Origin of the sequence: Xanthomonas sp. BRIP62409 (genome assembly GCF_003992965.1) — a bacterium.
In the GTDB taxonomy this organism is placed as follows: Bacteria; Pseudomonadota; Gammaproteobacteria; order Xanthomonadales; family Xanthomonadaceae; genus Xanthomonas; species Xanthomonas euroxanthea.
Genome location: NZ_QEZJ01000020.1, coordinates 611818 through 636325, shown reverse-complemented (window position 1 = coordinate 636325; position 24508 = coordinate 611818). Strand labels below are relative to the sequence as shown.

The following is a 24508-nucleotide window of genomic DNA, read 5'->3' as shown; positions in this document are numbered from 1 at the left end:
AAGCGTGTTCGGCTTGAATGAAGTGTTCAGCGGCAGCTTACCGCCGACTGGCACGACTAGCCCCCTGAAAAAGCGCGGCCAGGCCCGAGCTGGACATCTTGCTGAGCCTGTCATACGTGGGTTTGGTAGCGGACTCGGTCCCATTACCTTCGCCGCGCAACTCAATGCCACCGTTACCGTCCGGCGTGAGGATAAAAACGAACGGAGCAGCGGGATTGGGCGCGCGGGCAGCGACCACTACGGAATGCCCGTCAGCGCAGCCATATATCAACCACTCCTTGCCTCCGAACTGTTTCAAGGCCGGTCCAATGTTGCATTGAAGCGCGGGTTGCTCAGTGGCAGGCACAGTCGACGAGCTAGCAGCGAGAAGTGCGATAAATAGAGTTGCGATCATGTCTGCTCTGCCGCCTAACGCCTGGTTGAGCCGACCCGCGAAGAGGGTTCGGCTTAAATGAATTTTTAGCTGCAATCTTTAAGGCTGCCCGAGATGTCTTTGCGGAACTGTCCGAGCGACAGATTACACCTGGCAATGATCTCTTGCTCTAGCACCGCCGGATTTTGGTCGTAGCGGAGTGAGAGAGCTTTGGCCAAATGCTTGACCGTGTCAGCCAGAATGTCTCCCCAAGCAGTCGTCTCTCCAGCACTCTCCTCTGGTGGATAAAGGCCAACATTGAGGGATACCAAAAGATCTTGCCGTGTTACCCAAATTCGTGCCACCTCAAAGGCATCCAAGTCCTCGGCAGCCCCATCTGGGAGTGGAAGTTCTCTTTTCATTGCATTTAACGCCTGAATTAAGCTGGCCCGCAAAGCGGGTCTGACTTGAATGAATTGCTAGGTACCGCCGACGCCTACAATAATGCAGATTGCCGGTGTGGTTAGGAACCAAACAACTGGTAGCCAGACGAGCTTACGTGCCCGGAGCCACAGCGGTTTGAGGTGGGGCGGGATAGTAGACGACGGTCGTGCGATCCAGCCTAGCTCACGAAAATTGTTGTGGTAGCCAGGACCAAGACCAGGAAATTGCGTGAGGTGTTCCCAGGTGGCTCGATCAACTGCCAGAAGATCTCGACGAAAGCGGATGTTGAGTAGGGTGCCAGCACCGCCGGCAAGTGCAAGACTACCCACGATATAGAGCGTGGTCAGCCACTCTCGTGGGCCGACCACACCGAAACGCAGCAAAAGAACCAGAGCTGCAAAGATTCCCCATGCAACAAATAGCCATCGAACTTTCATGCAGTGCCTGTCGCCTGAATTAAGCCGACTCGCGAAGCGAGTTCTGCTTGAATGAATTGTTAGACGTGCCTACGCAGACCAGCAATGTAGTGGGCTGCCGAACACGCCATGGGCACCAAGGTTGCTTGCACTCTCACCCCAAAAGCAATAGAAACGGTTCTGCTCTGGCTGGTACACGAGCCAGTAGCCTGCTTGATGAGCGACGCATTGACGCCAGATGACTTGGCCAAGCGCCATGTCGGGAAAGCCAGGCGTCATGACTGTAGCGCTAACGGGAAATGGTTTGCAGACGTTGCGCCGGATGCTATCCGTTAGCCCAGCAAAGTAGTTTTTGGCGTCAACGCCGGAATTGACGTACACGCCCGTAGTGTCGGATAGCTCGGCCTCTAGCTTCGCAAGTAGCGGGTTATTGTCTTGCACGTTTAACGCCTGAATTAAGCCGATCCGCGAAGCGAGTTCGACTTGAATGAATTCTTAGGAACCATAAAGAGGCGCCTCGGAGCCCCACGCTACACCATTGACGCTTACGTCAAGGCCGGCAACTCGCCTTTTCTCTTTCCATGGCCTGCCTGAGGTTTCGTACTCGATGATCTCATAGGTGCGGCCGCAGGTTTGCCAGCTCGTGCAAGGTGCAACGTTTGGAAATTTGTCCCAAGGGATGGCGGCCAGCCGCCCTAACTCTGCCCAGGCGTCGTCTAGCGACGCGTACTCACCGATCTGCTCGGCGTGGCTCTCGTCCTCGATTACGAAACACTTCGGCATGGTGCCTAACGCCTAAATTAAGCCGCGTCGCTAAGCGGCGTCGGCTTGAATTAGCCCTCATCTGCGGGCCAAACCTCGACCAAGTCATCATCGACAAAACCGACACATACTGCGGTAGCGATGCGAAGCACATTTGCCTGTGAGGTAGATGAGTTCTTAATAAAAGATCTTACCTCTTTAGTCACGTACGCCAGTGCTTGTTCCCATGAGGCTGCCAATGAATTGCCTGACTCGGCCTTGAGTAAAGCAGGCAAGGGCGAGTAGCAAGCAAAAAGCGGCAAACAAGTAGAAATAAATCGCCTTGTCGGTAGGCGGCGCAACAACGACCATGACGGCGCAAAACAGCATGGCAAAGACGCCAAGGAGCAGTCTCGCACCATGGCTGAGGCCGTGATTGATGGTCCTTTCAGCTTCCTGATGCATGGCTGCACTCCTTATGCTCCTAACGGCTGAATTAGGCCGTTAGGATCCGGTTCGGCTTGAATGAATTATCAGGCCACACGCCACCGCCCCGTGACCGCACCAATGCCACCGCCAATAAGCCCGTAAATTGCGCCAAAGACTACGACAAACGTCGCAGTGTAGAGCCAAACCGACAGGGTAAGAGTGCCTGCGGCAAGGCGGCCTGGACCAATGGCCCAAGAGACGGCCCAACCAAGCGTTGCATCAGTGATGCCCATAGCTAAACCGAGCAAAACTGCAGCCCAGAACCCAAACTTACGAGCAGCGAAGAATGCAAATGCGATGTAGAGAATAGCGGATCCGAACGCTGCGTAAGTGTAAGGAAAGCCAAGCACCAGAGACGCGAGAGATGTGACCGCATCAAACACGACCACCGCCAAACACGATAATGCGAAGAATTTGATAGATTGCAACAGAGTCCCCTGTATGGCCTAACGCCTGAATGAAGCCGCGCCGCACCGCGGTGTCGGCTTGAATGAATTGTTAGGCATCACGGCAAAGCTACTTTGTCGGAATGGCGTACTGGGCTTGCCTGACACAAGACTCCGCTTCGCTCCGGCTCTTGAATTGATCCACGGTGAGTACGCCCCAGCCGTGGCCCGTCATTCCTACCCAGATGATTGGGACTTCATCGGCGCGGGTGTCCAGATTTAGCACGCCACTTTTCCCGCCAGGATTGTGCTCGATGTAGACGCTATGAGGGCCAGGTTCTACAACGACATGTGCGAAGTCGTTTGGCTTCAAGGTTCCGATCGGCTTATTATCAACGGTTGCAGTTGTGCGGTTGCCGGCTCCGACAAACGCGGCTTTCTCTCGACATACGTACAGGCTAACTCTCCCGGGAACAGGCTGCAGTTCACGCAACGTAGCTTCGGCGCTCTTGTCTCCGTATGTCACCGTCGCGCATCCGGACATGATTGTGACGACTAGCCCAGCTGCTACAGCATGTTGGATCTTCATCAGAATTCCCCCTGAGGCTTGACGAGGCCTAACGCTTGAATTAAGCCGTGCAGCGAAGCGGCATCGGCTTGAATGAGTTGTTAGGCAGTGAGTGGCCGAAACGGTTGAGACGGCAACCATGCTCCCCAGCACTGCCGCGTTGACCGAGTGTGCCACAGCTTGCAGGATGGAGCTTACCCAGCGATGCAGCGGCGCGTGATGCCACCGAAACCAAGTGCAATGAATGCAGCGCGGGAACGATGTGCCAAGGCGAAGCGCCGAACTTACCGCAACAAGCAACGGTGATGACTGCTGTCCGGAGCCAACCGCATGCATGCCTGCGAACTCACCGAAGCGGCAACCACCAACGCATCTGCTCCACCACTGCCACCTTAGTTAAGCCGCGCCGCGTAGCGGCGTCGGCTTGGACGAATTGTTAGGGCGCGACATTGATGAGCCCGAGACCCGACAATGTGGCCACGCCGCCGAGTCCCAGCGCTAGTGCCGCATAGAAAAAAGCCATGACACGCCCTTTCGGGTTGGACCAATGTTCGCAGACCCAGATAAGTGCGCGTAAGAAGAATGTCTTGTGGCTGTAGAAGTAGCTGGCGAGGAACATGGTGCCCCACGCCATCAGGTAGAGTCCCAGTAGCACGGTGCTAGGGCCCGTGCGCACTGGGCCTGGCTTGAATCCGGTGAGCAAAGTGCTGACAAGGAGGGCGCCCAGAATGGCGATAAGCGACACTCCTAGTGCGATGCCGGGCTCGTTTTCAGTTGGCTTCGGCTGCATCGAACCTACTAGAGCGCCCTGACGCCTGAATTAAGCCGACCCGTATCAGGGCGGCGGTTGGGTGCTAGCGTAGCGGAAAAAGCGCCCAAGCGCTGCCCCGATGCGGGTTCGGCTTGAATGAATTGTTAGGCCGCGACATGTGCAGCCTCCATGTACGTGCTGTACGCGTCATATGAGAAGCCGATGCCAATAGCAGCAGAAAGAGCAAGCAACAGCCAATACTTGGTTGGATGCTCTCTGCGGCTGAATCTGGCTACCCACGCGCCATCAAGCGCGCAACCAGTAAAGGCCTGAATGAGGAATGGAATAAAACCGCTCACACCGAACAGAACGGCGGCAGCCAATTTACTAAGGCCCACCGACTCGCCCCAGAAAGCGGACGCCGAAAACAAACCGATGAAAAGGATGAACCCCCAACCAAACGATTTGCCTTGAAAGCGCGAGACGGAATTTTTCATGGCTGCCTAACGCCTGAATTAAGCCGACCTGCGAAGCAGGTTCGGCTTGAATGAATTGTTATAAGTGCCTACCAGATCTTCCACCAAGGTTTAGCCGATGCAGGCGAACTGCTTGATGCAAGAATCTCAAATGGCTCAGGGGAGTTACCCTGGATGTCTTGGTCGTGCTTAAATGATGTAATCGCCTTGGCTAAGGACACCGGAACATCATGAATGTAATCAACGTCGGATTTGTCCCCGCCAGCGTCGTCTTGCTCTTGCTTTAGCGATGCGTAGAGGTCATTGAACTCCGGTGGGAGGTCGCCATTGGCGGACAGGTGATAAATGCTCTCTTGTGCGTCATGCGCTACGTGCCAATTGTTCTTTCCGTTGGAGTAGCACGTCGCGGAACTAAACATCATGTGCTCTTCAACTTGGCAAGAAATGACTGTGCAGCCAGATGAAAGTTGCTGCAAAGAGCCGTCTGCGACCAGCGGCGAGGCAAACCTATTGGCAAAGACTAAGAACCAGCCAGTAGGAAGTTGAGCGGACGAAACGGGAGACTCCGGAAACTCTTCTGTCTCACCTGTGCGATGGAGCTGAAGCTCTTGCAACACTTGTTGAGGAGCTTTCCCAGAGACCGCTAACCAAGAAATTGCAAACCCCATGAGCTCTCCAGCACGTCTAACGCCTGAATTAAGCCGAGCCGCGAAGCGGCTTCGGCTTGAATGAATTGTTAGGCCCAGCCGCCAGCTTGGTGGCTGATCCTGCCACCGCCGCAGACCCACACGACCAGCTGGGCATCAAACGCTAGCTCGTCTGGTAGCCACATGACCGACCAGCAACTTTTGTCTGGGTGGTCTGGCTCCTCATGCCACGAGATGCTAGCAAGGTAACGGTGGGTGTTTGAAATTTTATGGCTTGAGACATAAGCCTCGGCCAAGCGTAGTGCTTCAGGAAGCTCAGTGCTGGGCTTGGCTAAGGATGCACCGCTAGCTAGTAACAGTGTGCCGAGAAGACAGGCGCGGTTGAGCATGGATAGGGCCTTGGAGAATGTCTGACTGAGCCTAACGCCTGAGTTAAGCCGACCCGCGAAGCGGGTTCGGCTTGAATGAATTGTTAGGCCTCATGCTGAGGCTCGGCCCGACGATATGCAACATGGGCCAATGGCTCCAGAGCTGTAGGCACGGGAACAGTAAGGTGCTGCTCGTCCAGTTGCCACTGCGCTGGAAAGTCAGCGATGACCTCGGCGGCGGAGCAAGAGCAACTTTCCCGTGTCGGTCTCGGAGGAGACCCGTCGTATTCGAAGCGGAGCCGAACGGTCTTTGAGGTTGGATCAGCCTCGATTGAGGCTTGGCGCAGCTCAATGTGCACCTCGCCGAGAAGTGCACGCTGGAGTGAGAGCAGCAACATTGAACGGTCGAAAGTGTCGCTCATGAGGCCTAACGCCTGAATTAAGCCGACCCGCGAAACGGGTTCGGCTTGAATGAATTGTTAGGCCATATTAGCCCGCACAGTACTGATCTGTGTTCGGGAGCTCGCCGCCCAGCCAGCACCTGTGGATCTTGTAGCTAGCACGGTTGAAAGCGCTGAGGCTCTCATCGCCAGGCATGGGGTGCACTAGTTCAGTGGTGCCCGTTTGCTTGTCTATCTGAAAGGCGCCGGTGACGTATCCAAGCTGTTCGAGACGCTTGGTGCCGATCCGCCAGTATTCCGTGCAGATGAACTCATAGCAGCATACCCGCTCTGTCTCGGACTGCTTCCGGATGCCGATGTAATGCCGGTCGAGATAGTCTTCTGACTGCATGGATGTGTCCGAATGTGGCCTAACACTTGAGTTAAGCCGCGCCGCACGCGGCGCCGGCTTGAATGAATTGTTAGCGCCCATTGGCAACCATGCCGAGTTTGCGAACGAGAGCGTCAAACTTGCTAAGGATTGTTACCAACTCCTCAATGGAACGGAAGTCGGGGCGAGGATAGGCGGGATTAGGTGCGGCCAAACTAGCCGCGACTGTTGCAGCGTTACACAAGATTGCAAATGTGCCCCGTTGGGCCCCATCTCCGAAAGACACAGAAAAATCTGTCTCAACAGAACTGCGGCCTTGGATTATGAAATTGAGTGACACTCTGTCCGGCAGGCCGTCCAGCCGAAATACGGTGCCCGGGCCGTCAAGCCTTTTGAGTAAGACCTGCCCGGTCGCAGCCTTTAGTACGGCACTAGCGGGCGCCTTTGCGAGTGGAACATTTAGCCGAAGAGGATGCTCACGACAAAGGGAGTAGTACGCGGAGCAGATGCCCGATTCGCTTACGGCTGCAAGGAAGTGTGGGAGAAAGATCATGGGTGCTAACACCTGAATTAAGCCGACCCGCGAAACGGGTTCGGCTTGAATGAATTGTTAGCCCGAGACACGCAGAGTCGCGGATACGGCGCCCACTTTGATGCTAAAGCCACTCATGAAGTTGGCCGTAAGGTGGTTGCAGCCCTCAGACGGTCTACTTGAGGCGAATGCACGCATCTCAGCTAATAGGTCGTCCCACATGAATCCAAGGGAGTCCAAGCAGTCATCCTCGGTGAATGGAACTGTCGGATCTCGCTCCTGGGCTTTGAACAAGTACACCCCCGCAAAGCTGAGCGAGAGCTCAGGCGGGTCTGATGGCTTTACCCAATCGCCGGTGCCACGGTGCCAATGTAGCTCTAACGTCTGTTGTGCTGGGGCGTATGACATGCCCTGAAAGTCAAAGTTGTTGTGTAGGTCAAAACGGTCAGGCCCGCGCTCAAGCGCGATAAAGTCTTCGGCAATTGAAAAGCCAATTAGCTGCATCCGGGGCCTAACCACGATTGGACCGCCTGAGAGCGGTGTTGCGCCAAGTATCGACTAAGGCCGGAGGTCTGGAAAGAAGGAATCCCTATTCCTTGACAATAACTTGCCGGATGGCCACCGGCAGTCTTTGCACCGATGCTGGTTGCGTTAGCCGACGTTCGAGCAGGCGTATGAGTTACACCCGTGACGATGCAGGCGTAATGACGGCTCTGACTCCGAAGCTGTTGGATCAGGTCAGTGCTCGGCTGCGGCTTCGTCACTACAGCCTGCGTACCGAGCAGGCGTCTGGGCTGGATCCGGCGCTTCATTGCGGCCAACGGCAAACGGCATCCAGCTCAGATTAGGCGGGCAGAGGTCGAGGCGTTTCTCACCGAGCTGGCGACGCAGGGCCAGGTGTCGGCCGGCACGCAGAATCAGGCGCTGGCGGCGCTGTTGTTCCTGTATCGCGAGGTCTTGGGGGAGGAGTTGCCCTGGATGGAGAAACTGCAGCGCGCCAAGCGGGCGCGGCCCATTCCGGTGGTGCTCTCGGCCGAGGATGTCGCGCGCACCATGCAGGAGCTGTTGGACCACAAGGATGTGGTAACCACGCAGATCTACACGCATGTGCTGGGGCGCGGGGCGCGGGGCGTGGGCGGTGCGCAGCCCGCTGGACGGGCTACGCACCGGCAGTGGGTGACGTTGCGGGCAAGCAATGCCAGTCCGCTGTAGGCGTTTGCCACGAGGCGTCGTGACTGAAGTCCCTACAAAGTCCTATGCCGGGAATCGATGAAGACCGCTAAGAATCCGCGGTCTTCATGGCAATGCCTCAGCCGTCCAACAACGCCTTGTCCCGCACCGCACCCTTATCCGCGCTGGTCGCCAGCAACGCGTAGGCCTTCAACGCCGTAGTGACCTTGCGTGGGCGCACTTCCACCGGCTTCCAGCCCTTGGCATCCTGCTCTGCGCGACGAAGAGCAAGTTCCTCGTCCGAGATCAGCAGATTGATCGAGCGGTTGGGGATATCGATCAGGATCTTGTCGCCATCGCGCACCAGGCCGATCGCACCGCCTGCGGCGGCTTCCGGCGAGGCGTGGCCGATCGACAGGCCCGAGGTGCCGCCGGAAAAGCGGCCGTCGGTGAGCAGGGCGCATTGCTTGCCCAGGCCCTTGGATTTGAGATAGCTGGTGGGGTAGAGCATTTCCTGCATGCCGGGGCCGCCCTTGGGGCCTTCGTAGCGGATCACCACGATATCGCCGGCCTTCACTTCGTCGGCGAGGATGCCCTTGACCGCCGAATCCTGGCTCTCAAAGACACGCACATTGCCTTCGAACACGTGGATGGATTCGTCCACGCCTGCGGTCTTCACCACGCAGCCGTCGCGGGCGATATTGCCGTACAGCACGGCCAGACCGCCTTCCTGCGAGAAGGCGTGAGCGACATCGCGGATGCAGCCTTCGCTGCGGTCTGTGTCCAGGCTGTCCCAGCGCGTGGCCTGGCTGAAGGCGATCTGCGTGGGGATGCCGGCCGGGCCGGCCTTGTAGAACGTGTGCACCGTTTCCGCGTCGGTCTGGGTGACATCCCATTGCGCGATGGCGTCGGCCAGCGTGCGTGCGTGCACCGTTGCCGCGTTGGTGTGCAGCAAACCGCCGCGTGCCAGCTCGCCGAGGATGGCCATGATGCCGCCGGCGCGATGCACGTCTTCGATGTGGTACTTGGGCGTATTCGGCGCCACCTTGCACAGCTGCGGCACGCGCTTGGACAGGCGGTCGATGTCGCGCATGCCGAATGCCACCTCGCCTTCCTGCGCGGCGGCGAGCAGATGCAGGATGGTGTTGGTGGAGCCGCCCATGGCGATGTCCAGGGTCATCGCGTTTTCGAAGGCTTCGAAGGTGGCGATGCCGCGTGGCAGCGCGGTGGGGTCTTCGCCGCCATACCAGCGATGGCACAGCTCCACCGCCACGCGCCCGGCGCGTAAGAACAGCTGCTCACGGTCGGCGTGCGTGGCCACCACGGTGCCGTTGCCGGGCAGCGACAGGCCCAGCGCTTCGGTCAGGCAGTTCATCGAGTTGGCGGTGAACATGCCCGAGCACGAGCCGCAGGTGGGGCAGGCGCTGCGCTCGAACTCGGCCACCTTTTCGTCGGAGGCGCTGTCGTCGGCGGCGATCACCATCGCGTCGATCAGGTCGAGCTTGTGCTCGGCCAGCTTGGTCTTGCCGGCTTCCATCGGGCCGCCGGAGACGAACACGGTGGGGATGTTGAGCCGCAGCGCGGCCATCAACATGCCGGGGGTGATCTTGTCGCAGTTGGAAATGCACACCAGCGCGTCGGCGCAGTGCGCGTTGACCATGTACTCGACCGAGTCGGCGATGATCTCGCGGCTGGGCAGCGAATACAGCATGCCGTCGTGGCCCATGGCGATGCCGTCGTCCACGGCGATGGTGTCGAACTCCTTGGCCACGCCGCCGACGCGTTCGATCTCGCGCGCGACAAGCTGGCCGAGATCCTTCAGGTGCACGTGCCCGGGCACGAACTGGGTGAACGAGTTGGCGATGGCGATAATGGGCTTGTGGAAGTCGCCATCGCGCATGCCGGTGGCGCGCCACAGTGCGCGGGCGCCGGCCATGTTGCGGCCGTGGGTGGAGGTCTTGGAGCGGTACTCGGGCATGGCGAAGTCGACGGCTGATTGGCGAGCGGTGGCTGGCAATTAGACCGCGTCGCAACTGTTGCTGCTGCAACGGTCGCGGCGCGTTCCGGTGATCTGGCACGGTAGCACGCGGGCGCATGCACGCCGTGCTGGCGGGCGGGCGAGGGCATCGTGCGCAGCGCACGCGGAATGCAGCAGCGCCGGCCGGCACTGCACGTGAACACGCGCCCCGGCTCCCGCTGCATCACGTCGTCGGCCCGGCATGTAATGCGATGTAAACGTATGCGGGCGCGCATGCAGTGCCCGGAGTGCGAACCGGAGCGCAGATCGCGCCGCCGGGACATCGGCAGGATTGTCCCTCGACCGGTGCGGCCAATGGGGGAGCAGCACCGCCAAGGATCTCCACCAACGGCACCGCAGGAGGCGCCCATGTCCGACCATCCTCATTCACGCCGCACGGCGGCAACGTCGCATCCCATCGACCAGACGCCGGCGGCAACGGCCGGCATCACGCGGCGTCGCGTGCTGCAGGGTGCAGCCGGCGCGGCGGCGCTGGCGGGCCTCGGGTGGGGCGGCCGCGCGGCCGCGCAGAGCGCCACCCTGCCGTTCGCGGGCCTGAACCTGTCGGGCCTGGCCTCCAACAGCTATGTGGAGAATGCCGAGATCGGCACGCACTACCGCGCCATCACCGCGCAGCACGTGGCTGCCGCCGGGGCCTGCCCGCTGTTCCGGCTGCCGACCACCGCCGCGCGCTTCACGCGTGGGCAGGGCGTGGCCCTGAACGAGACCTACTGCCGCCAGGTCCAGGACGCACTGGACCACATCGCTGCACGCGGCAAGCGCGCCATCGTGGAGCTGCACGACTACATGCGCCTGCCGCAGCGGGTGGCCGCCAAGTCCGGCTACCGGCGCGACGCCAGCGGCACGCTTGTCGATGCACGCGGCAACCGCGTCGACAACCCGGCCGCAGCCGAGGTCTGGGCCGACACCTATCCGCTGCGCAGCTTCGGCTACCAGGGCTATTTCGATCGCCGCGACCAGTTGCTCAAGCTCTACGAATACCGCGTGATCGGCACGCCGGGGTGCACGCTCTACAACGAGGCCGGCCTGCCCGACCTGTGGGCGCGCATCGTCAATCGCTTCAGGCAACACCCGGCGGTGTTCGGCTGGGGCGTGATGAATGAGCCATACCAGGGAAAGGAGCGCAACGCCGATGGCAGCGTGTTGTCGATGTCGGCGCACTGGCAGAACACCGCCACCGCGTGCTGCAAGACCATCATCGATCGCGACCGCGACCACTTCGTGTTCGTGTGCGGCAACGGCTATGCCAGTGCCCGGCTCTGGCAGCAGGACTCGATGGGCCTGTTCGACATCCCCGATCCCTATAACCGCATCGTCTACGAAGCGCACAACTACCTGGATAGCGACGGAGCTGGCGGCGGCAACTGGGTCGGGCCCGGCGGGCGCAACGAGGTGGTCAAGCCGGACACCGGCATCGAGATGGTGGCGCCCTTCATCGAAGCCCTGCAGCATGCCGGCAAACGCGGCTATCTGGGTGAGCATGGCTATCCGGCCGGCAACCGCAGCGCGGAGGTCGCCACCACGCGCATGCTGGCGCATCTGCAGGCCAACAATATCCCCAGCACGCAGTGGTGCTTCGGCCCCGGCTGGCCGGATGACGATGTGCTGGGCATGAGCCGCGACGTGGGCGCGGACATCCAGGCCAAGAGCAATCTCGCTGCGGTGCAGGCCTTCTTCGACGTGCGCCTGTCCGGCTACGTGCCGCCACCTCTCTAACCCCGGCGCCGCCGCGGCCCGGAGGACGCGGCGGTTTACACTGATGGCATGCGCATGGACTTCCCGTGCCGCGCCGGCTGCGCGGCCTGTTGTATTGCCCCGTCGATCAGTTCGGCGATCCCCGGCATGCCGCAGGGCAAGCCGGCGGGCGTGCCCTGCGTGCAGCTCGATGGCCGGGGCCGGTGTCGCCTGTTCGGCTTGCCGACGCGGCCGGCGGTGTGCGCCAGCCTGCGTCCATCCGAGGACATGTGCGGCGCTTCGCGCGCCCAGGCGCTGGCCACGTTGACGGCACTGGAGCAGGCCACGCGGCCGTAAGCGGCGCCAGGTCACCGGCGTCCTTGCCGCCATGCAACCCCCGCCGCCATGCAACCCGCAGCTGGCTGCGGCTGCGCTGCATCCCGGGCGGCCAGGGATACGCGGCGTGCGGCGCGTTGCTGCCGTCATCTCTCTGCGCGTCGGCCTGCCAGCATCAGGCCACGGGCGTCTGCGGCAGGTGCATCCAGCTCGAAGGCGGTGTACCCGTGTCGCAGAGGGCCGATGCTGGCCTGCAGCCGCAGGGCGGGGACCCGGATTCAGCCCGCGCTGGCGCCGCCCAGATACTGATCCTTGAGCCGCACGTAATGCTGAGCGGAGTAATGCAGGCTTTCGATTTCCTTGTCGCTGAGGATGCGGGCCAGGCGCGCGGGATTGCCCAGCCACAATTCGCCTTCGCCGACGATCTTGCCCGGGCCGACCACCGCCCCGGCACCGACAAAGCCGTAGCGCTTGACGGTGGCGCCGTCCAGCACGCAGGCGCCCATGCCGATCAGGCACAGGTCTTCAATGGTGCAGGCATGCAGGATGGTGCCGTGGCCAACCGTGACGTCGGCGCCGATCAGCGTCGGGTAGCCGGCCTTGTTGAACGGGCTATGGTGACTGACGTGGATGATGGTGCCGTCCTGCACGTTGGTACGTGCGCCGATCTGCACATGATTGACGTCGCCGCGAATCACCGTGCCCGGCCACACCGATACATCATCGCCCAGGCTCACCTTGCCGATGATGGTGCAGGCAGGGTCGACATAGACGCGTGCGCCCAGTTGCGGGGTGTGGTCCAGGAACGAGCGAATCGGGGTCACGATGATCTCCAGCATGTCGGCGTGCCGCCCGGTGCGGGCACTGCCGGCATGATAGCGGGGCGACTGTCGCATGCGGCAAGCGCTGGCGTGGTAAATGACCTGCCTGGCTGTGGCCGTGGATGACGCAGCGGCGCGGCGTGTTGAAACGACCGACGCCAGAACCGGTGGGGCTACGCCTGAATGTTTGCTGCAGCTTCGAAGGGATCGAGTTGCACTGCGTGTGGAGGTTTGCAGTCATGCGCATCTAGGATCGTTCAAGTTCGCTACCGCGAAATCTTGCATGCCATGCCTGCGCGACGAGTGCAGCAATGCGCTTCGCACTCCGGACCAGACGAACGTGGCGGTTACCCCGTCCGATCGCACGCCAGGTCACGCGCTGCAGCGGTAGGCGCGAGGTCGATCGTGTCCGTGCAAGCAATCCGCCTACCCCGGGTGCCGCCATGCAAACACCTCAACGAATGCATGGCGAGGCAGGCGAAGCGCTCTGCCAGCCTGTTCGATAAGCGCACACCAGTGCGTGCGGTTGTATTGAACGTCCCCTGCGATCGGCCTAGCGTGCCGATGGCGTTTTGCAACGCGGCGCTCGTGCTGCGTTGCAGTGCCGATGCATTGTCGAGTGCCATTGCTGCTTCGAGGCTTGCCCGCGTCTTCGTCGTGCTGCCGCTGCACGCACGCATGGCCACGCCTGCAGTTGCCAACGCACCTGCCATTCCTACACCAGGATCACCCGATGACCCAGAGCGCCGTGACACCTGCACCCTTCGTACTGGAACGCATGACGCCGTTCCAGTGGAGGGCGGTGGCAGTGTGCGTGTTGCTGACCATGCTCGATGGCTTCGATGTGATGGCGATGGCCTTCACCGCCCCGCATGTGTCGGCGCAATGGCAGGTGTCGGGCAAGCTGCTCGGGGCCTTGTTTAGTGCCGGATTGGTTGGCATGGCGGCGGGTTCGTTGCTGCTGGCGCCGCTGGCCGACCGCATCGGGCGGCGCGCGACGATCCTGGCCTGCCTGGCGATACTGACCGTGGGCATGGGCGCCTCGGCGCTGGCCACCGGCGTGTGGCAACTCGGCGCGTTGCGTGCGTTCACCGGCATCGGCATCGGCGGCATGCTGGCCTGCGTTGCGGTCATCGCTGCCGAGTATTCCACCGCCCGGTGGCGCAGCACGGCATTGGCGCTGCAGGCCACCGGTTACCCGATCGGCGCAACGCTGGGCGGCGCAATCGCGGCGTTGCTGTTGCAGCAATGGTCCTGGCACGCGGTGTTTGTGCTCGGTGCGCTCGGGTCGCTGCTGTGCGTGCCCTTGGTGCTGGCGTTTTTGCCCGAGTCGCTGGATTTTTTGATCGCGCGGCGCCCGCCCGGTGCAGCCGCACGCTTCAATGCGGTGCTCGCACGCATGGGCATGCCGCCGCATGCGGTACTGCCGTCACCGCCGCAGATTCCCAATCGGGCGCAGGGCTATGCGGCCCTGTTCGTACCGGCATTGCGGCGGCAGTCGCTGTTGATCGCGCTGGCGTTCTTTCTGCTGATGTTCGCGTTCTATTTCGTACTCAGCTGGACCCCGAAGCTGCTGGTCGTGGCCGGCTTGTCGGCGGCGCAGGGCGTGACCGGTGGCGTCTTGTTGAATCTGGGCGGCATTGCCGGCGGGGCGGTCTTCAGCGCATTGGCCGCACGTGCGCGCCTGTCGCGGCTGACCGCCGGCGCGCTGGGGATCTCGGCGCTGGCGCTGCTGGCCTTTGGCCTCTACAGCACCGTGCTGAGTTGGGCGTTTGCCACGGCGGTGCTGAGCGGCGCGGCGCTGTTTGCCGCCATCGCCGGGCTGTATGCGGTGGCGCCGGTGGTCTTCACGGCGGCGGTGCGTTCCACCGGCATGGGCTGGGCGATCGGGGGGGGCCGCTTCGGCGCGATCGCCTCGCCGCTGTGCGTGGGCGTGCTGGTGGACGCGGGCTGGTCGCCGGCGGCCCTGTACCTGGCCTGCAGCGTGCCGTTGCTGCTTGCGGCCATCGCCGTGCTGGGCATGCGCCTGCCGGCGCGCTGAACTGCCCGGCTGGCGGTTGTCGCGCAGCTGAGCGAGGTCGACCGGGCCAAAGAAATGCTGCGCACTGCCGATACCCCGACAGACCCTCCATCGTTGTGGCGGGCTCTTCCGCGGACCATTTGCAGATCAGCGCCGGCATGCTCAGAACCATCGACTCCGATCAACTCCGCCCCGGCATGTATGTCTACAAGCTGCTGGGCGCGTGGGTGCACCATCCGTTCTGGAAGACCTCGTTCCTGGTCGATTCGGATGACGTGGAGAAGATCCATGGCAGCCGGATCGAGCAACTGGTAATCGATACCGCGCGTGGCCTGGATCTGGAAACGGCGGCGCCGGACACAACCAGTCCGGAGCCCGAGCCGGCGGCACCATCACCATCACCATCACCGACGCCCGAGCCGCCCACCGCCACGCGCACCGCACGCACCAATAGCGTCACCGCGCAGGTCGGCATCGAGTCCGAAGTGGTGCGCGCACGCAAGATCTTCGAAGACGGGCGCGACACGGTCGAGGCGATGTTCCGTGACGTGCGGCTTGGACGCACCGTCGACACCGAGGCGGCGATGCCGCTGGTGGAAGCCATCAACGAGTCGGTCCTGCGGCATCCGCAGGCCCTGATCAGCGTGGCAAGGCTCAAGACCGCCGACGACTACACCTATCTGCATTCGATGGCGGTGGCCGGCCTGATGAGCGGGCTGGCGCGCCAGCTCGGCTTGCCCGAAGGGCAGGTCGTCGAGGCGGCCATGGGCGGCCTGCTGCACGACATGGGCAAGGCGGTGACGCCGCTGGACATCCTCAACAAGCCGGGCAAGCTCACCGACGACGAAATGGAGGTCATGCGCCAGCATCCGCTGGATGGCCATCGCCTGCTGGTGGCCGGCGGCGTGCAGAACGCGGTGGTGCTGGAGATCGCGCTGCACCATCACGAGAAAATGGACGGCAGCGGCTACCCGAACCGCCTGGCGGGCGAGAACATCGCGCTGATGTCGCGGATGGGCGCGGTGTGCGATGTGTACGACGCCATCAGCTCCGACCGCCCCTACAAGCGCGGTTGGGATCCGGCCGAATCGCTCAAGCGCATGGCGTCGTGGCAGGGGCATTTCGACCCGGTGGTGTTCCAGGCCTTCGTGCGCCGGCTGGGGATTTATCCGGTCGGCTCGCTGGTGCGGCTGGAGTCGCAGAAACTGGCGGTGGTGATCGAGCAGACCGCCGATGCGCTGCTCAAGCCCAAGGTCCGCGTGTTCTATTCGGCCAAGTTGCGCAGCCATGTGCTGGTGCAGGACATCGATCTGTCGCGGCCGGATTGCCAGGACCGCATCGCACAGATGGAAAGCCCCACCGACTGGGGCTTCCGCGATCTCGAGAAGCTGTGGTTGCCGTAATCGGTAATTCGTAACCCGTAGGCCGCCAGTTAGCAGTTGGCCTACCTGGCACGCAGATGCATCAAGCGAGCGCCACGCCAGTTGAGGAATCCCGCTGGGTGATTGGGCTGGATGCGCAAGCGTCGCGTGGTGACAACCGCAGCGTTGTCCTCGTGCTTGCCACCACCGCTGCCAGGCCCGGTAGACCGCACGCACCCGTGCCAGGCGCGCCGGCCGCAAGCCGGTTGCCGCACCACCACCAGGCGCATTGGTCAGCCTGGCGAGCGCGACCATGCTGCGCTGCAGCTTGGCAATGTAGTTATGATCCATAACTATTCCGGAACGCAATCACTTGCCGACCTGGAACCCATGTCTCAGCCGTGCCTGGATGACCGTCGCTTCCCACACCTGCCTGCCGCCGCAGACGGCCGCCCTGTGCTGGCGCTGGACCGGCACCTGCATGCTGTGGCCTGCCTGCACGACGTAGCCAAGCCCCCCTCGGCATGCCTGAGCGCGTCTACAATGCAGCTCACGCCGCGGACCGGCGTTGCGGGCGGTGTGCGTTGCGCGCACCGGTCCGCCCGTCGTCTTCGCTGCGAGAACCGTCATGTCCGTCACTGCCAATGCCGCCCTGCCGCCGGATGCCGTCACCACGGTGGATCAGGCGCGCCTGCTGCGGCTGCTGGGCTACCGCATCACCCGCACCGAGTTGCTGGTGCGGCGGATGTTTCAGGACTGCGTGGCAGCGTTCGATCTCAAGCCGGTGGACTTCTCGCTGCTGATGCTGGTGGACGGCAACCCGGGCATCAACCAACGCCAGATCGGCGATGTGCTGCACGTGTCGGCGCCCAACCTGGCGATCGTGGTGGCACGCCTGGTCAAGCGCCGCCTGCTGCGGCAGGTGCGGGGACGCCAGGACCGACGCATGCAGCACCTGTCGCTGACCACCGCCGGCGTGACCCTGCTGAGCGCCGCCGAGGCCGAAGTGCTGCGGATGGAACAGCAACTCAGTGTGGTGCTTGGCAGCAGCGAGGCACCGTTGCTGCGCGCACTCGACCGGCTGGACCGTCTGGACACCGCCTGATCCGCAGCTGCCGTGCAGGCGCACGGCCCGCGTTCCACCTGAGCTTTGCACGCGCCGTCGCCGGCGTGTCGATCGCGCCTGCCTGACCGTTGTTCCGCCGCAGTGTCCGCTGTCCCTCCCCATGCTGGAGATGTTTGCAGTGAACTATCGATCGGTCCTGTCTGGGTTGTCTTCCCGCGCATCGGGGCTGCGCCGCGCAGCGCTTGCCATGGTGGCGCTGCTCGCTGCCGGCACCGCCGGGGCGCAGAACCTGCCGCAGAGTACGACGCTGACCAACGGCATCAATACCGGCGGTACCAGCTACCTGGACGGCTTCACCCGCACCACGCCCGGCTGGGCGGTGATCACCTATCTGCGTCAGAGCTCACTGGATGCGGTCAAGGATTCCCGCGGCAACGACGTGCCGGTGTTCGATCGCCCACGCATCGATTCGACCCTGCTGCTGACCCAGGTCGCCTATGTCACGCCGTACAAGCTCTTTGGCGGCGCGGTTGGCATCAACACGCTGCTTCCGCTGATCAACCTGGATGCCTCGTTCGGGCGCAACAGCATTGCCAGCTTGCGCGACAACGGTGCCGGTGTGGGTGACCTGACCTTTGGCCCCTATCTGCAGATGCTGCCGGTGATCCGCAATGGCAGGCCGGTGTTTTCGCAGCGTTTCGAAATCAATGCGATCGCGCCGACCGGCAAGTTCGACCGCGACCGCGACCTCAATCAGGGTGCCGGCTACTGGTCGCTGGTGCCGCAATACGCGTTCACCGTGCTCCCGACGCCCAACTGGGAAGTCAGCGCACGCATCAACTACATCTACAACTTCCGCAGCGAGCGGCGTCCGAACCTGCCGCCGGGTTTTGCGTTCCGCAACGGCCAGGCCGGCGATGCGGGCTGGATCAACTTCGCCACGTCCTGGGAAGTGGTGCCCGACATCCGCCTTGGCGTGAATGCCTATTACCTCACCCAGTTCCGCGACAACCGCACCAACGGGCAGCGCGTGGCCGACACCCGCCAACGCGTGTTCTATGCCGGCCCCGGCGGTGTATGGCGGATGGATGCCAACAACATGCTGTTTGCCAATGTGTATCTGCCGGTGGAGGTCAAGAACGCTGCCTCCGGCAACAACGTCAACCTGCAGTACGTCCATGTGTTCTAGCGCCGGTACGGCCGGCCTCTTCGGAGAGTGGCAATGAATTTGCAGAACAAGACGATCGTGGTCACCGGCGTGGCATCGGGCATTGGTGCCGAAGTGGCGCGCCTGGCCCGTTTCCATGGCGCCAGGGTGATCGGCGTCGATCGCACGCCGGTGCAGATGTCGCTGCACGGGTTCCACCAGGCCGATCTTGGCGATCCGGCGTCCATCGATGCGCTGGTGCAGGCCTTGCCGGAGCGCATCGACGCGCTGGCCAACGTGGCCGGCGTTCCCGGCACCGCACCGCTGGAGGTCGTGGCGCGCGTCAACTACCTGGGTCTGCGCCATTTGAGCCAGGCGCTGCTGCCGCGCATGACGGCTGGCGGTTCCATCATCAACGTGGCCTCCATCCTGGGCGCCGAATGGCCGCAACGCCTGGAGCTGCACAAGCAGCTGGCCGCCACCGACAGCTTTACGTCCGGCACTGCGTGGTTGCAGGCGCATCCGGTGAGCCACGACACCTGCTACCAGTACTTCAAGGAAGCGCTGATCGTATGGACCCTGCTGCAGTCGCGGACCTGGTTCGCCGAGCATGGCGTGCGCGTCAACAACGTCGCGCCCGGACCGGTGTTTACGCCGATTCTCGGCGATTTCGTCACCATGCTCGGCGAGGAGCGCGTCAAGGAAGACGCCAAGCGCATGACGCGTCCGGCGTACGCCGACGAGGTGGCAGAGGCCATCGTGTTTCTCGCCTCCGATGCTGCGCGCTGGATCAACGGCATCACCTTGCCGGTCGATGGCGGGCTGGCGTCCACCACCCTGTAACACCACCCCCTCAGCAGGAGGCTAGACCATGAACGCTCTCCCCAACACCGCGATTGCCGCGTCGTCCGTCCCGGCGTGGCATGGCTGTATCTTCAATGGCGACTGGGTGCCCGGCAACGGCGGCACCGCGCAGATCATCGAACCGGCCACCGGCAAGCTGCTGCACGAAGTCGGCAAGGCCGATCTGGCCGATGTCGCCGCTGCCGTGGCGCTGGCGAAAAAAGCGCAACGTGCCTGGGCAGCCACGACGCCGCGTGAGCGCGCTGCCGTGTTTCACCGTGCCGCGCAGCTGATGGAAGCACGCAGTGCGGAAGCGGCGCTGCTGATCGCGCGCGAGACCGGCGGCATCCTGCCCAAGGCCCAGCGCGAAGTGAACGAGTCGGTGGTGTTCTATCAGCAGGCGGCGGCGCTGCCGCTGCAGGCCGTCGGCCAGGTGCTGCCCACCGGCGCCGGCCAGCTCAGCCTGGCCCGGCATCTGCCGCTGGGCGTGATCGCGGTGATTTCCCCGTTCAATTTCCCGTTGATCCTGTCGCTGCGGTCGGTAGCTCCGGCGCTGGCAATGGGCAATGCGGTGGTGCTCAAGCCCGACCCGCGCACGCCGTACACCGGCGGGGTGGTCATCGCGCAGGTGCTGGAGGAAGCGGGCCTGCCGAAGGGTTTGTTGCACGTGCTGCACGGCGATGCCGCCATCGGCCAGGCGCTGGTCGAATCGCCGGATGTCCCGATGATTGCCTTTACCGGCTCCACCGCTGCCGGGCGACGCATCGGCGAGATCGCGGGCCGGCACCTGAAGAAGGTGTCGCTGGAGCTGGGCGGCAACAACGCGGTGATCGTGCTCGACGACGCCGATCTGGACAGGGCGGCCTCTGCCGTGGCGTTCGGCGCCTACATGCATCAAGGGCAGATCTGCATGGCCACCGGCCGCGTGCTGGTCCAGCGTGGCATTGCCGATGCGTTGACCCAGCGGCTGGCTGAAAAGGCCAGGCATCTGCCGGTTGGCGATCCGGTCAGCGGCACCGTGGCCCTGGGCCCGATCATCGACCAGCGCCAGCTGCAGCGTGTGATCGATATCGTGGACGACAGCGTTGCCGCCGGTGCGGTGGTGGAAGCCGGTGCCAGCAACGAAGGCCTGTTCTATGCGCCGACGGTGCTGTCCAACGTGCGTCCGGGAATGCGTGCATTCGACGAGGAAGTCTTCGGGCCGGTGATCAACATCACCGTGTTCGACACCGACGAAGAAGCCGCGGAACTGGCCAACCATGGCGAGTACGGCCTGGCCGCCGGCATCCTGTCGGCATCGGTGTCGCGCGCGATGAACCTGGGCGACAAGCTCCATACCGGCCTGTTGCACATCAACGATCAGACCGTGTCCGACGAAGTCATCAACCCCTTCGGCGGTACCGGTGCCTCCGGCAACGGCACCAGTGTCGGCGGGCCGGCCGACTGGGAGCAGTACACCCACTGGCAGTGGCTGACGATCAAGAACGAAGTGCCGCAATACCCGTTCTGACCGGCGTGGGGCAAGGGCCCTTCAGCAAAACTCGCAGCGTCGAGGGCACGGTGCCCTCACCGCTTGCGGGACACGCCGTGAACCCGTCCTTGGGGGCTCGGTGGCGGCATCCATGCCGCCACACGGTCCCGCAACCGGCGAGGACACCGCACCAGACAGTTGGCCGGCACTGGTTCGAAAAGCTGTCTGCACTGCGGTGTATCAGACATGGAGCCGATGCTTCATGGTTTAACAAGGCGCGTCCAGCACTGCTCTTACCATGCACACCGACCATCTGGACTGGTCCTCGCCCGCTTGCCGTCGCGGGACCCTGAGCGGCATGGATGCCGCGCCGGAGCCTACAAGGACGTACTTGCGGCGTGTCCTGCGATGGTGGGCGGGCAAGGGCCCTGCAGCAAACTGACAGCATCGAGTGCGCGCTGCCCTCACCGCTTGCGGGACACGCCGTGAATCCTTCCCCGGAGGCTCGGTGGCGGCATCCATGCCGCCACACGGTCCGGCAATCAGCGAGGACACCGCACCGGACAGTCCGCTGGTTACTTTGTTGAAAACCCTGCAACCAGCCCACGGATCGGTCGCTCTTAATCGCCAGCGCGAAAGCGCGTCGGCGAACAGCCGGCGTGACGTACGAAATAGCGGCTGAAATACGCAGCGTCGAAAAATCCAAGGTCCGCGGCGATCTGCTGCACGCTCAGGCTGGTGTAGCGCAGGCTGCGGCGGGCTTCGAGCATGATGCGGCGCTGCAGTAATTGCAGTGCCGAGGCGCCGGCCAGTCGCTGGCACAACGCATTGAGATGGCCCGGCGTCAGGCCCAATTGCTGGGCATAGCGGGAGACCGGCCAATGCGCACGGTAGTACTGGTCGATCAAGGCCTGATAGCCGCGGAGATGGCGTAGTGCCGGGTCGGCATACGGACTCACCGCAGCGGCATCCTGCGCGTGTTCCAGCGCCGTGCGGGCGGTCCAGATCAACAACTGCGCTGTGGCGGCGTGCAATGCGGCCTCATGGCCGACGCGTCGGCAGGCATGGTCGTCGGCAATGCTGGCGAACAGCACGTCGAGCAGCCCGCGTGCGCGCTGTGCGCGCAGGACCTGCGGGATGGTCAGGGCAGCCTGCAACAGCGGTGCAGCACCCAAGGCGTCGCGCACCAGCGGCATGCACAAGGTGATGATGTGGCCGCGCACCCGCGGATCGAACCCGAAGCCATGCACGCACAGCGGCGGCAGCCAGATCACGCGCGCGTCACGCACGCGCTGGCTGCGGCCATCCAGCTGCAGCGTCGCCGGCCCGCGTTGCACGTACAGCAACTGTGCCAGGTCCTCGTGCCGGTGCGGAGCGATGTGCCAGTCATGTAGCCGGCTGCGTGCGGCAATCGACTCCCAATGCAACAACTCGGGCGTGTCGGCGTGCTGCTCGCCGTACAGGCCGAAGGCGGGCACCGCGGTGGCTGCAGCAATGGCGTGCGCGCGTCTGGGCATCGTCGAAAAGTCCAAGCACTGCGCGCAATCATCCCTTCACTGCACGCGCTTGGCTACCCACACTGGCCTGCATCCGTCAGCTGGGGCAGGAGCATTGCATGCGCACCCAAATCGCGATCATCGGCGCCGGCCCATCCGGCCTGTTGCTGGGCGAGCTGTTGCTACGGGCCGGCATCGACACCGTGGTGATCGAGCGGCAGACGCCGGACCACGTGCTGGGACGGATTCGTGCCGGCGTGCTGGAACAGGGCAGTGTGGCGCTGTTGCAGCGGGCAGGGGTTGGCGAACGCGTGCAGCGCGAGGGCCTGCCGCATCACGGCTTCGAACTGTCGCTGGATGGCCGCCGGGAGCGCATCGACCTGCTGCGCGGTTGCGGACGCAGCGTCACCGTCTACGGCCAGACCGAGGTCACTGCCGATCTGATGCAGGCACGTGCACGCAGCGCTGCGCCGACGTATTACAGCGCGCAGGACGTGACGTTGTGCGGGGTGGATGGCGACGCACCCGCGGCGGAGTTCACCCATGACGGACGGCGCCAGCGCATCGACTGCGACTACATCGTCGGCTGCGACGGCTTCCATGGCATCAGCCGCGCCAGCATTCCGCCCGAGCGACTGCGCCTGTTCGAGCGGGTGTATCCGTTCGGGTGGCTTGGCGTGCTTGCCGACACCCCGCCGGTCCACGACGAGTTGGTCTACGCGCAGCACCCGCGCGGCTTCGCGTTGTGTTCGATGCGCTCGCCGACGCGTTCGCGCTACTACGTACAGGTACCGGCCGATGCGCGGGTAGAGGCATGGAGCGACCAGGCGTTCTGGGATGCATTGCGTGCGCGGTTGCCCGAGACGCTGGCTGCGCAATTGATCACCGGGCCATCGATCGAAAAGAGCATTGCGCCGTTGCGTAGCTTCGTCGCCGAGCCGATGCAGTGCGGGCGCCTGTTCCTGGCCGGCGATGCGGCGCATATCGTGCCGCCCACCGGCGCCAAGGGCTTGAATCTGGCGCTGGCCGATGTCGGCCTGCTTGCGCAATTGTTCGAGCGCTGGAACGCGCGTGGCGATGCCGAGGTGCTGCAACAGTACTCGGCGCTGGCGCTGCAACGCGTCTGGAAGGCCGAACGGTTTTCATGGTGGATGACCACCTTGCTGCATACCTTCGCCGACCAGGACGCGTTCACCGCACGCATTCATGCCGCGGAACTGGAGTATCTGCTGGGCAGCGAGGCAGGGCGCGCGACGGTGGCTGAAAACTATGCCGGCCTGCCACTGGTGGAACTGCCGGAGTAAGTGTGGCCATGACCGCTGCCGGAGATCCCTCGTGTGCGCCTGAGAATTCGGCTGCAGTGGTTACCGTCGGATTACCACCAATGCCGGAAGTGCCCTGGTGCACTCCAGGGCGGCTAGCGGGCGAGCAGACGCGGCCGTTAGGCTGGTGGCGACGCGTAGAAACCCTGTCTGCCAAGGCGCGTCATTCCCCCAATCAGCGGCGCACCATGCTGGCGTTCCAGCCAGCGTAGCGCCCGTCTCCACATAAGGAGTCTTCCATGAATAAGCTGTTCTCCCGCGCCTTGCTACTGGTCATGCTGGTAGCGCCGGTGGCTGCGTTCGCGCAGACCGCGGTGACCGAAAATCCCAACCACCAGAAGATGCTGCTCGGCTCCACCTGGCCCGAGACTGTCAACAAGCGGCTGGTTTACGACTTCTGGCGCATCGTGTTCGAGGCCGGGCAGGTGCAGGAAGCGCCGAAATACATGGACAAGAACTACATCCAGCACAACCCGAACGTGGCGAACGGCCGCGATGCCTTCATCGCGTTCCTGACCGCGTTCGTGCCGCCGACACCGGTGCAGGAACGCGTGCAGCTGCCGCTGGTGGCCATCACCGCCGACCGTGACCTGGTCACGCTGGTGTCGGTGCGCACGCTGCCGGATCCGCGCGATCCGAGCAAGACCTACACCACCACCTGGTTCGACATGTTCCGCATCGAAAAGGGCCTGATCAAGGAGCACTGGGATCCGGACACCATTGCCGGCCGCGCCAATACCGGCGGGCAGTAATCGCTGCTGCGTTGCAGGGCTGCAGTGTGCAGCTCTGCGTGATCCGTGCA

The 24508-nt window shown here is 63.1% G+C and carries 21 protein-coding genes and 1 pseudogene; 11 read left to right on the top strand and 11 right to left on the bottom strand.

Annotation, left to right across the window (positions count from 1 at the left end; genetic code table 11):
- Window positions 1-459: 459 nt before the first annotated feature.
- From EO170_RS11980 to EO170_RS11935, 8 genes are all read right to left on the bottom strand, one after another.
- Complete coding sequence (locus tag EO170_RS11980; protein ID WP_126945138.1) at window positions 460-774, bottom strand: DUF5076 domain-containing protein; 315 nt, start codon at window positions 772-774, stop codon at window positions 460-462.
- A gap of 57 nt (window positions 775-831) precedes the next feature.
- Window positions 832-1233: a hypothetical protein gene (locus EO170_RS11975; RefSeq protein WP_126945135.1), complete on the bottom strand. Its 402-nt coding sequence runs from the start codon at window positions 1231-1233 to the stop codon at window positions 832-834.
- 939 nt (window positions 1234-2172) lie between these two features.
- Complete coding sequence (locus EO170_RS11970) at window positions 2173-2418, bottom strand: hypothetical protein (RefSeq protein ID WP_126945132.1); 246 nt, start codon at window positions 2416-2418, stop codon at window positions 2173-2175.
- A gap of 68 nt (window positions 2419-2486) precedes the next feature.
- On the bottom strand, window positions 2487-2870 hold the full coding sequence (locus tag EO170_RS11965) for a hypothetical protein (protein WP_126945129.1): 384 nt from the start codon (window positions 2868-2870) through the stop codon (window positions 2487-2489).
- A gap of 962 nt (window positions 2871-3832) precedes the next feature.
- Window positions 3833-4186 carry a hypothetical protein gene (locus tag EO170_RS11955; RefSeq protein WP_126945126.1) on the bottom strand — a complete coding sequence of 118 codons (354 nt, stop codon included), beginning with the start codon at window positions 4184-4186 and terminating at the stop codon, window positions 3833-3835.
- A 125-nt stretch (window positions 4187-4311) separates the two neighbouring features.
- Complete coding sequence (locus tag EO170_RS11950) at window positions 4312-4644, bottom strand: hypothetical protein (RefSeq protein ID WP_024938819.1); 333 nt, start codon at window positions 4642-4644, stop codon at window positions 4312-4314.
- 68 nt (window positions 4645-4712) lie between these two features.
- Window positions 4713-5291, bottom strand: coding sequence for a hypothetical protein (locus EO170_RS11945; protein ID WP_126945123.1), 579 nt, complete (start codon window positions 5289-5291; stop codon window positions 4713-4715).
- Window positions 5292-6127: 836 nt separating this feature from the next.
- Window positions 6128-6430 (bottom strand): hypothetical protein, encoded by a 303-nt coding sequence (locus tag EO170_RS11935; RefSeq protein WP_126945120.1) that lies wholly within the window; start codon window positions 6428-6430, stop codon window positions 6128-6130.
- 1215 nt (window positions 6431-7645) lie between these two features.
- Here EO170_RS11935 and EO170_RS11930 point away from each other — a divergent pair.
- A pseudogene (locus EO170_RS11930) lies at window positions 7646-7991 on the top strand (phage integrase N-terminal SAM-like domain-containing protein); the annotation flags it as partial.
- A gap of 259 nt (window positions 7992-8250) precedes the next feature.
- On the opposite strand, the gene ilvD reads toward EO170_RS11930, so the two are convergent.
- On the bottom strand, window positions 8251-10089 hold the full coding sequence (ilvD, locus tag EO170_RS11925) for a dihydroxy-acid dehydratase (RefSeq protein WP_126945117.1): 1839 nt from the start codon (window positions 10087-10089) through the stop codon (window positions 8251-8253).
- 408 nt (window positions 10090-10497) lie between these two features.
- Here ilvD and EO170_RS11920 point away from each other — a divergent pair, with 408 nt between their 5' ends.
- On the top strand, window positions 10498-11865 hold the full coding sequence (locus EO170_RS11920) for a cellulase family glycosylhydrolase (RefSeq protein WP_126945114.1): 1368 nt from the start codon (window positions 10498-10500) through the stop codon (window positions 11863-11865).
- A gap of 48 nt (window positions 11866-11913) precedes the next feature.
- Complete coding sequence (locus tag EO170_RS11915) at window positions 11914-12180, top strand: YkgJ family cysteine cluster protein (protein ID WP_104650573.1); 267 nt, start codon at window positions 11914-11916, stop codon at window positions 12178-12180.
- Between the two features lie 257 nt (window positions 12181-12437).
- Here the strand turns inward: EO170_RS11915 and EO170_RS11910 are convergent, their stop codons facing one another.
- Entirely contained in the window at window positions 12438-12983 is a 546-nt protein-coding gene (locus EO170_RS11910) for a gamma carbonic anhydrase family protein (RefSeq protein ID WP_164741036.1), read from the bottom strand.
- Window positions 12984-13713: 730 nt separating this feature from the next.
- On the opposite strand from EO170_RS11910, the gene EO170_RS11905 reads away from it, so the two are divergent.
- The 6 genes from EO170_RS11905 (at window position 13714) to EO170_RS11880 (ending at window position 20927) form a co-directional block, all read left to right on the top strand.
- Window positions 13714-15021 (top strand): MFS transporter, encoded by a 1308-nt coding sequence (locus tag EO170_RS11905; RefSeq protein WP_126945111.1) that lies wholly within the window; start codon window positions 13714-13716, stop codon window positions 15019-15021.
- A 137-nt stretch (window positions 15022-15158) separates the two neighbouring features.
- The gene (locus EO170_RS11900) at window positions 15159-16403 is read left to right on the top strand and encodes an HD-GYP domain-containing protein (protein ID WP_126945108.1); all 1245 of its coding nucleotides are present in this window, start codon (window positions 15159-15161) and stop codon (window positions 16401-16403) included.
- A 586-nt stretch (window positions 16404-16989) separates the two neighbouring features.
- Window positions 16990-17466 carry a MarR family transcriptional regulator gene (locus tag EO170_RS11895; protein ID WP_104583863.1) on the top strand — a complete coding sequence of 159 codons (477 nt, stop codon included), beginning with the start codon at window positions 16990-16992 and terminating at the stop codon, window positions 17464-17466.
- A gap of 208 nt (window positions 17467-17674) precedes the next feature.
- A complete protein-coding gene (locus tag EO170_RS11890; RefSeq protein WP_126945482.1) occupies window positions 17675-18616 on the top strand; it encodes a transporter in 942 nt (313 codons plus the stop codon).
- Window positions 18617-18649: 33 nt separating this feature from the next.
- Window positions 18650-19417 (top strand): coniferyl-alcohol dehydrogenase, encoded by a 768-nt coding sequence (locus EO170_RS11885; protein WP_126945105.1) that lies wholly within the window; start codon window positions 18650-18652, stop codon window positions 19415-19417.
- 28 nt (window positions 19418-19445) lie between these two features.
- Complete coding sequence (locus tag EO170_RS11880; protein ID WP_104650575.1) at window positions 19446-20927, top strand: benzaldehyde dehydrogenase; 1482 nt, start codon at window positions 19446-19448, stop codon at window positions 20925-20927.
- A gap of 581 nt (window positions 20928-21508) precedes the next feature.
- On the opposite strand, the gene EO170_RS11875 is transcribed toward EO170_RS11880, so the two are convergent.
- The gene (locus EO170_RS11875) at window positions 21509-22405 is read right to left on the bottom strand and encodes a helix-turn-helix domain-containing protein (protein ID WP_126945102.1); all 897 of its coding nucleotides are present in this window, start codon (window positions 22403-22405) and stop codon (window positions 21509-21511) included.
- Window positions 22406-22503: 98 nt separating this feature from the next.
- Between EO170_RS11875 and pobA the strand changes: the two genes are divergently transcribed.
- Window positions 22504-23688 carry a 4-hydroxybenzoate 3-monooxygenase gene (gene pobA / locus EO170_RS11870; RefSeq protein WP_126945099.1) on the top strand — a complete coding sequence of 395 codons (1185 nt, stop codon included), beginning with the start codon at window positions 22504-22506 and terminating at the stop codon, window positions 23686-23688.
- Between the two features lie 257 nt (window positions 23689-23945).
- Complete coding sequence (locus tag EO170_RS11865) at window positions 23946-24458, top strand: nuclear transport factor 2 family protein (RefSeq protein WP_104583857.1); 513 nt, start codon at window positions 23946-23948, stop codon at window positions 24456-24458.
- Window positions 24459-24508 lie beyond the last annotated feature (50 nt).